Raw genomic sequence first — 6,639 nt, 5'->3', positions numbered from 1 at the left:
GTAGACAGTGTACCCTCCTTCTTCAGAGGGCTCAAGAACCACCCTAAGACGCATTAGTGTCACCTCTTTTTCATTATACCATGGTGGCAGAGCAAACACTTTCCAAGACCCCGCCTATGTGGGAACTTGAGAGACTGCTTCGGAAACGAAATTACGACCTTGCAGTGACCCTCCCTGTTTATCCTTGTGAGGGCGTTTTTCTCGGTCGCTGCGAGCGAAGCAGTCTGAGACTGCTTCACAGGTGAAAATAGAGGTCTTAAAGAAAGCTGTGAAACAGCTCGTATCGAGTCCGAGCTTATTGAGGATTTACGATGTTTTGTAAATATCCCGGCGGTGGCCTATGAAATGGAGGATATAAATGAATCTCTTAAGAATCTGCTGGGCAACGAAGGGCATCTATCGCTTCGGGAAGGAAACGAACCTGATAGCTTTTCACCAGACCAACCCTATCCGTTTTGCCGCTTCCTCGGCAGGTATACCTTTTTCACCTCGTTCAAGGCGCTCTAAAGATTTCCTGAGGTACTCTTCAACCTCTGGGTGAAGCTCAAGACCTCGATCGGGATCGCCCAATAACTCGAACAACGCTTCTTCTACTGCTTCCCAGATTAGTATCTTCAGCTCTTCTTTGGAAAGGTCTTTGACTTTCATCCCCTCTTCCATCTTTCTCACCCCTGGATTCAACGCAATCATAGCATGTTCTCGACTTTTTAGCTTCGGCATGGGATGTCAAGGCCTTGCTCCAGGCCATGGGATGCAACGGATTCCCAAAACTTCCTCTATAAGTGAACCTTTTAGCTCCCTTGTTGTACAATACAATTGTTCAACTTGTATTTTGTAGCTCGTATTTTGTATGTTGTATATTGTATATTGACTTGACGTGCTACTTTCGGGAGGCCTTATGGAAAAGAGGCAGGGGTTTACGAAATTCAGCCATCGAATAATCTCAGACCCCAACATTTGCGGAGGCGAGCCGTGTATAGCCGGCACCAGGATACCCGTGTGGGTGGTGTTGAGCCACCTGGCCGCAGGGGAAGATATCGATACCATCCTTCGCAATTTCCCACGATTGAAAAAAGAGGATATTCTGGCTTGTCTGGAATACGCGAGTTACCTGGCCATGGAAAAAATGGTGCCTCTATAGGATGGTCATTATCCTCGACGAGAATGTCAGCTTAGCATTAGCAAAAGCACTTCGGGAAGCAGGTCACGAGGTGATTGCCATTGCCGAAACTGCCGGTAGAGGCATGACCGATGCCGAAGTTTGGGAACTGGCAAGGATCCGGCAAGCGGTTCTTATCACGAGAGATTATGGCTTCACAAACCCAGTGCGCTTTCGAAGCCAGGACGTAGGAGCTGTAATCTACCTCCGCCGCGGCAATCTAAATTCCGAGGACGAAGTTAAGCTGGTACGGGATTTTCTGGCTACCCATAGTTTCGATGAGTACAGGGGATGTTTGGTGACGCTGTGGCCCGGTGGTGCTCGAATTCGTTGCTGATGGCCCTTAAACGTCACCGCGAGGAGCAAAGCGATAAATGAGGACTTTTGTGGCCTATGTCGAGTGGGACCCTGAGACAAAGCTCTACGTGGGAATAGTACCAGGAGTTCCTGGGGCACATACCCAAGGGGCCACTTTGGATAAACTGCAGAAGAATTTGAAAGAAGTGCTGGAACTCTGCCTTGAAGAAAACCCAGAACTCGAGGAAAACCTACCCTACTTCATAGGGCTGCAACGGATTGAGGTGGGTGAGTGAGCAAGCTTCCAATCGTTGACGCCCAGACGATGGAGAAGTTGCTCTTCAAGTAACTCCTCACACGAAGCAAGCTTCCGGTTCACCATCCATAAGCCCGCAATATTTTCAATCGGTATGCTCTTCTCCCTGCGTTGCACACGCTCTGAGAAAGAGTGCTTTTGAAAAGGAGGAGGCTGCTCCGGAGACGAAACCGTAACCTTGCAGTGACCCAGAAACAGCCACTGTGCGCAAAACGGTCCCGCAGCAGGTGCTTGTTCAGCACAAAAAATAGTGATATGCGTTGGAGGTGGGCTATGGGCAGGTTCACCATAGTGGTCGATTCTGAACTACTTAAAGAAGCCATGCGACTTACCGGAAAAAAGCGCAAGCGTGAGGTCATTGAGCTTGCCCTGCGGGAGCTTGTGAGAAAGCACCGCCTGAGCGAACTCCGGGAACTGGCAGGATCAGGCCTTGTGGACTGGACTCCGGAAGAACTCTCCTTGTGGCGGGAGACGGCAAAGGCGAAACAATGAGTAGAAGGCAGCACCAGGGGGCGCTTCTTGACACCTCCGTTTGGATTCACTACCTGCGGCCCCGGGGAGACAAAGAGATCAAGGCCGAGTACAGCGCATTCTCTTTGCCGAGAGGGTTTCCACCTGCTGAGTAGTAAAGACGGAGCTTCTGGTCGGCGCAAGGGATGATGAAGCCTTCGAACGGCTGAGTGCAGATTTAGAAGCCTTAGAAGAAGTTCCCATTACCCCAGAGGTATGGCTTGAGGCTGCACGGCTTGGGTACATCTTGCGACGGAAAGGAATTATCGTTCCCCTGCCGGACCTACTGATTGCCCAGGTTGCCATTGCAGAAAAGCTCTGGCTCTGGCACGCCGATGAACACTTTGAGCGTATCAAGGAAGTAGCACCGCTTGAGACAAGGTCATTCGTGTAAGCATCGCGGTGTTTTGCGAAAACTTAAGACCCACGGTCATCACGAGCGTAGAAGTGACCTCGTATTCTGGGAAAGAAGAGGTTGCTTCACAAACGAAAAGACGAGTTCGCAATGACGCGATGGAGGTCACTGCGAGGAGCGAAGCGACGAAGCAGTCTCAGGCCCGGTAGAAGGAGATTGCTTCACAAACGAAACTACGAGTTCGCAATGACGCGATGGGGGAAGCGAAACGACGAGTTCGCAACGACGCAGTGGAAGGGCTGAAACCACCGGTTTGCAATGCAGTGGATAATTTTTTCCTTGGCAGAAGGAAATTTATGAGGTAAAATTTCCTTGTCATGATGAAAGATGTCCTGAAGTCCATTATCTATGAGTTCCATACCAGGAAACTGCCGGAACTCATCAGGCGGAACCTGAAGCTTCCTCTTGAATCCGGGAAGATTATCTCTGTGGTGGGGCCAAGGAGGGCGGGAAAGACCTACCTCCTTTTCCAGCACATTGAAGAGCTCCTCGAAAAAGGCGTTGACCCCCGGCGGGTGCTCTATCTCAATTTCGAGGATGAGCGAATGGACCTTGAGGTGCATACTCTGGACCTTATCCTCCAGGCCTACCGGGAACTCTACCCGGAGCTTGACCTTGCAGGGTGTTACTTTTTCCTCGACGAGGTTCAGAACATTGCCGGATGGGAGAGATTTGTGCGTCGCCTCTACGATACCGTGAGCCGGAATGTTTTCATCACCGGCTCGAATTCGAAGCTCCTTTCCCAGGAAATTGCCACAGCCCTTCGGGGAAGAACCATCACCTACGAGCTTTTGCCCCTGAGCTTCAGAGAATTCCTGCGTTTCAAGGGATTCGACTTTGACCCGGAACGGGATTTCTACAGCCCTTCAAAAAGGGCCAGAGTAACGCAGCTTTTCCAGGAATACCTGGACTTTGGAGGGTTTCCAGAGATAGCCTTCCTCCAGGAGGAGCTGAAAATAAGAACCCTGCAGGAGTACTTCGAGGTGATGCTCTACCGGGATATTGCGGAACGCTACCAGGTTCGGGACACCCTGGTTCTCAAGTACTTCCTGAAGCGGGTGATGGAGAATTCGGGGAAGTTCCTCTCGGTGCACAAAATCTACAACGAGCTCAAGTCCCAGGGAATCAAGGTGGGCAAAGATTCCCTCTACTCCTACCTTGAATTTGCCGAGAATGCCTATTTGGTGCGGCTTCTTCGGAAACACCACCGGTCTTTTGTGAAGTCGGAACTGGCGGAGAAAAAGGTCTATGCCATAGATACCGGACTCCTGAAAGGAGTGCGGTTCCTCCGGGAAAGCGCAGGAGTGCTTCTGGAAAACGCTGTTTTTCTCGAGCTTTTGAGGAAATCCCGGGAACTTGTGTGCTTCAAAGGGCAAAGAGAGTGCGACTTCATCCTCGATGGGAAAGTTGCCATCCAGGTATGTTTCTCCCTGAGGGATGAAGAGGTGGTGAAAAGAGAGCTCTCCGGCCTGAAGGAGGCCTGCTCGACTCTGGGGCTCAAGGAAGGGTACGTGGTCTCTTTTGATGAGCAAAAAGACCTCAAAATCGATGGCGATATCACCGTAAAGGTAGTTCCAGCTTGCGAGTTCATCCTGAGGGAGCTGCGCTGAAATTCGGGGAACATTGGGTAAGGAGACTTCAGGAAAGCTTGCCAGAGCCAGATAACAACCGATGTACTCTGGAACAGAGGGCTTTAGAAATGTAAAATGTCCAGGGTGAAGATTTTCAACCCAACCGTTTGGAGGAGAAGAAGTGGGCATACCTTCGGACTACCGCGGTCCTTCGGGGAAAATACTGCCCGCACCTCAAGTAAGTGCCGGTGAGGTTGTAGAGAAATTGCGCTCGATTTTTGCAAAGCGGGATGAAGTCCTGTTATCCTACCTCTTCGGCTCGTACGCCTGTGGGGAGGAAAAAACGTGTTCTGATCTGGATTTAGCGGTCTTGCTTGAGCAAGGCATAAGAGGCGATGCGCTTCTTGACGCCTATAGAGGGCTATACCTTGCAGTCCGTGAGGCACTTTCGACGGAGCGTTTTGATCTTGTGGTACTCAACGATGCTTCCCTTTCCCTTCAGTTTGCGGTTGTCTCCCATGGCAAACTCATTTACGCCCGAAGCGAAGAAGTGTTGAACGCATTTGAAGCCAACGTCATTCACAAATACCAGGATGCTGCTTACCTGCGTGAGGTGCAAAACTGGTACCTTAAAGAGAGGGTACGCCGGTGGTACTCAAAAGGGAGAGCATAATCACCCGCTTGCAGAAGTTAGAGGAAATACTGAGCAGGTTGCGCGAAAAGGAAGAAATATCCCTTGAGCAGTACAAGCGCGACGTAAACCTTCAGTGGTTTGTGGAACGGGGCTTGGAGCTGGCCTCTTCTCTTATCTTTGATATAGGGAACCATATTCTTGCCGGAGCCTTTCGAATCTCTGTGGATGAATACGAGAAGATTCTGGAAAGGCTCTGGCAACAGAAGGTCATCAGCGAGAAGCTCTACAAAGACCTGCGTGGTTTAGGGGGATTTCGGAACATACTCGTTCATGGGTATTTAGAATTGAACCATAAGCTGGTGTACGCTCACTACCGGAAGGCACTCCAGGTGTTTCCGAGTTTCATCAACGAGATTACAACCTGGCTTGAAAGCTATGGAGAAGGTGGAAATACCGGGGCGGATTAGAGCAAGCTCTGAGTTCCTGGTACAGTCACCGTGTACATAAACCCATGCCATTGCGAGCAAAGCGAAGTAACCCCCTCTCCAATTCACCACCGCAAGGAACGAAAGCAACGAGGCAGTTCCTTTTCTGATTTGTCACCGCGAGGAGCAAGGCGACGAAGCAGTCTCGGGCCTGGTAGAAGGAGATTGCTTCACAAACGAAACTACGAGTTCGCAATGACGTGGTGGGAGGAAGCGAAAAGGCGAGGTTTACAATGGCCCCTTGAGGGTCACTGCAAGCGTAGCAAGACAGTTTTGCAACTCAAGAGAGAGAGGCTGCTTTGCAGAAGAAATCACGAGTTTGCGGTGACTCTTTTGTCGAGAATAAGACGAATTGAGTTTGCGTTCCCGGTTTCAAATATGTACTTGCCTCTACTCCGCTTCTGATAGCGCTTTTCCCACACCTTGTGTTATGCTATCCTTGGTAAGCGGGGAAAGAAATAATCGAACAAAGAGCTACACCTTTTCCAGGGAGGTATCCCTATGGAAGAAAAAGTCAACTGGGAAGAAGAAGTCTCTCTCTTTGACCTCATTAATGTCCTTTTGAAACGTAAGTGGGTGATTCTTGGGGTAACCTTTATAGTCCTTGCCCTCTCCTTTTTGGCCTGGCGCTTTATGCCACAGACGTACAAGGCGGAGTTTGAGGTTTCCTACAGGGAGAGCTCTCTGCCTTAGGGGTTCAGGGGAGAGGTTGCAGTGCGGTATTACGGGAGAAAAGACCCGGTAAAGATACCCTATTTCTTTGCGCTCCCATATGACGATAAAAATTCACCTAAATGTCGGGGTTCTTGTGGCGTTCTTCTGGGAATTCTGGGAGAGAGGGAAAGAAGCAAGCGGTACAATAAAGGGTGAAGGTCCGAAGGTATGAAGACTGAAGAAGACAGCATCGGAGGAATTCCTCCCGAGGTCCTGAAAGAGCTTGTGACCCTTTTCGAAGAATATCCGGAGGTAAAGCTTGTGTACCTCTTTGGTTCAAGGGCTACCGGAAAAGATTCCCCGTTGAGCGATTACGATTTTGCCGTTTACCTGGATACAAGGGATACCAGGCGCATGCACGACATCAGATTTGAGCTCTACGACCGGGTGGGACGCCTTCTAAAAGAGGACAATATCGATATTGTCATTCTGAATCTCGTGGAATCGCCTGAATTCAAGTACTTCGTTATCAAAGACGGAAAACTCCTTTTTGAGCGGGAACCTTTCCGGGTCCTGGTAGAACCACGAATTCTCAACG

The 6,639-nt window shown here is 50.0% G+C and carries 10 protein-coding genes and 1 pseudogene (1 of these 11 only partly in view); 10 read left to right on the top strand and 1 reads right to left on the bottom strand.

The genetic code is table 11. The features are described 5' to 3' along the window. Positions 1-432: 432 nt before the first annotated feature. Complete coding sequence (locus H5U36_06600) at positions 433-648, bottom strand: hypothetical protein (GenBank protein MBC7217800.1); 216 nt, start codon at positions 646-648, stop codon at positions 433-435. Positions 649-898: 250 nt separating this feature from the next. On the opposite strand from H5U36_06600, the gene H5U36_06595 reads away from it, so the two are divergent. The 10 genes and pseudogenes from H5U36_06595 to H5U36_06550 form a co-directional block, all read left to right on the top strand. Then, the gene (locus H5U36_06595; protein MBC7217799.1) at positions 899-1,141 is read left to right on the top strand and encodes a DUF433 domain-containing protein; all 243 of its coding nucleotides are present in this window, start codon (positions 899-901) and stop codon (positions 1,139-1,141) included. Position 1,142: 1 nt separating this feature from the next. Beyond that, positions 1,143-1,496: a DUF5615 family PIN-like protein gene (locus H5U36_06590; GenBank protein ID MBC7217798.1), complete on the top strand. Its 354-nt coding sequence runs from the start codon at positions 1,143-1,145 to the stop codon at positions 1,494-1,496. 37 nt (positions 1,497-1,533) lie between these two features. Continuing rightward, complete coding sequence (locus tag H5U36_06585) at positions 1,534-1,752, top strand: type II toxin-antitoxin system HicB family antitoxin (protein MBC7217797.1); 219 nt, start codon at positions 1,534-1,536, stop codon at positions 1,750-1,752. Positions 1,753-2,045: 293 nt separating this feature from the next. Beyond that, positions 2,046-2,264 carry a type II toxin-antitoxin system VapB family antitoxin gene (locus H5U36_06580; protein MBC7217796.1) on the top strand — a complete coding sequence of 73 codons (219 nt, stop codon included), beginning with the start codon at positions 2,046-2,048 and terminating at the stop codon, positions 2,262-2,264. Between the two features lie 148 nt (positions 2,265-2,412). Next, the gene (locus H5U36_06575; GenBank protein MBC7217795.1) at positions 2,413-2,676 is read left to right on the top strand and encodes a PIN domain-containing protein; all 264 of its coding nucleotides are present in this window, start codon (positions 2,413-2,415) and stop codon (positions 2,674-2,676) included. A gap of 338 nt (positions 2,677-3,014) precedes the next feature. Then, entirely contained in the window at positions 3,015-4,307 is a 1,293-nt protein-coding gene (locus H5U36_06570; protein ID MBC7217794.1) for an ATP-binding protein, read from the top strand. 142 nt (positions 4,308-4,449) lie between these two features. Further along, a complete protein-coding gene (locus H5U36_06565; protein MBC7217793.1) occupies positions 4,450-4,941 on the top strand; it encodes a nucleotidyltransferase domain-containing protein in 492 nt (163 codons plus the stop codon). Continuing rightward, entirely contained in the window at positions 4,917-5,369 is a 453-nt protein-coding gene (locus tag H5U36_06560; protein ID MBC7217792.1) for a DUF86 domain-containing protein, read from the top strand. Before H5U36_06565 ends, H5U36_06560 begins: the two co-directional genes overlap by 25 nt. A 519-nt stretch (positions 5,370-5,888) precedes the next feature. Further along, positions 5,889-6,080, top strand: coding sequence for a hypothetical protein (locus tag H5U36_06555; GenBank protein MBC7217791.1), 192 nt, complete (start codon positions 5,889-5,891; stop codon positions 6,078-6,080). A 189-nt stretch (positions 6,081-6,269) separates the two neighbouring features. Beyond that, positions 6,270-6,639, top strand: a pseudogene (locus H5U36_06550) (nucleotidyltransferase domain-containing protein) (it continues 53 nt past the right edge of the window).

This window comes from Candidatus Caldatribacterium sp. (genome assembly GCA_014359405.1).
GTDB lineage: Bacteria > Atribacterota > Atribacteria > Atribacterales > Caldatribacteriaceae > Caldatribacterium > Caldatribacterium oleiphilum.
The sequence above is the reverse complement of the archived record's forward strand: the minus strand, read 5'-3'. Positions and strand labels throughout refer to the sequence as shown.